General features: G+C 55.4%; 1 rRNA gene. It reads right to left on the bottom strand.

Annotated features, from left to right (window positions below):
- Nucleotides 1-51: 51 nt before the first annotated feature.
- Nucleotides 52-1,616: ribosomal RNA gene (locus tag FHR85_RS14215) — 16S ribosomal RNA — on the bottom strand.
- Nucleotides 1,617-1,644 lie beyond the last annotated feature (28 nt).

The following is a 1,644-nucleotide window of genomic DNA, read 5'->3' on the forward strand; positions in this document are numbered from 1 at the left end:
CAATCCTTCAAAACTAAACAAAATAGCACTGTCGCCTCCTATATTCCTTAGAAAGGAGGTGATCCAGCCGCACCTTCCGATACGGCTACCTTGTTACGACTTCACCCCAATCATTGGCCCCACCTTCGGCGGCTGGCTCCGTGAAGGTTACCCCACCGACTTCGGGTGTTGCCAACTCTCGTGGTGTGACGGGCGGTGTGTACAAGGCCTGGGAACGTATTCACCGCGGCATTCTGATCCGCGATTACTAGCGATTCCGGCTTCATGCAGGCGAGTTGCAGCCTACAATCCGAACTGAGAATGGCTTTATGGGATTAGCTCGACCTCGCGGTTTGGCTTCCCTTTGTACCATCCATTGTAGCACGTGTGTAGCCCAGGTCATAAGGGGCATGATGATTTGACGTCATCCCCGCCTTCCTCCGGTTTGTCACCGGCAGTCATCCTAGAGTGCCCAACTCAATGCTGGCAACTAAGATCAGGGGTTGCGCTCGTTACGGGACTTAACCCAACATCTCACGACACGAGCTGACGACAACCATGCACCACCTGTCATTCGGTCCCCGAAGGGAAGACCCAATCTCTTGGGCTGTCCGAAGATGTCAAGACCTGGTAAGGTTCTTCGCGTTGCGTCGAATTAAACCACATGCTCCACCGCTTGTGCAGGCCCCCGTCAATTCCTTTGAGTTTCAGCCTTGCGGCCGTACTCCCCAGGCGGAGTGCTTATTGCGTTAACTGCAGCACTAAGGGTTGGACCCCCTAACACCTAGCACTCAACGTTTACGGCATGGACTACCAGGGTATCTAATCCTGTTCGCTACCCATGCTTTCGCGCCTCAGCGTCAGTTACAGACCAGAGAGCCGCCTTCGCCACTGGTGTTCCTCCACATATCTACGCATTTCACCGCTACACGTGGAATTCCGCTCTCCTCTTCTGTCCTCAAGTTCCCCAGTTTCCAATGGCCCTCCACAGTTGAGCTGTGGCCTTTCACATCAGACTTAAGGAACCGCCTGCGCGCGCTTTACGCCCAATAATTCCGGACAACGCTTGCCCCCTACGTATTACCGCGGCTGCTGGCACGTAGTTAGCCGGGGCTTTCTGGTGAGGTACCGTCAAGGTGCCGCCCTATTCGAACGGCACTTGTTCTTCCCTCACAACAGAGCTTTACGATCCGAAGACCTTCATCGCTCACGCGGCGTTGCACCGTCAGACTTGCGTCCATTGCGGATGATTCCCTACTGCTGCCTCCCGTAGGAGTCTGGGCCGTGTCTCAGTCCCAGTGTGGCCGATCACCCTCTCAGGTCGGCTACGCATCGTCGCCTTGGTGAGCCGTTACCTCACCAACTAACTAATGCGCCGCGGGCCCATCTGTGAGTGATAGCTAGAAGCCATCTTTGATCATCGAACCATGCGGTTCGATGCGTTATCCGGTATTAGCCCCGGTTTCCCGGAGTTATCCCCGTCTCACAGGTAGGTTGCCCACGTGTTACTCACCCGTCCGCCGCTCGTTCCACGAGCGTCCACCCCGAAGGGCTTCTGCTCGCTTCCCGCGCTCGACTTGCATGTATTAGGCACGCCGCCAGCGTTCGTCCTGAGCCAGGATCAAACTCTCCAATTAAAGTGTTTGATTTGGCTTATTGTTTCTT

This window comes from Alkalibacillus almallahensis (assembly GCF_011761495.1).
In the GTDB taxonomy this organism is placed as follows: Bacteria; Bacillota; Bacilli; order Bacillales; family Alkalibacillaceae; genus Alkalibacillus; species Alkalibacillus almallahensis.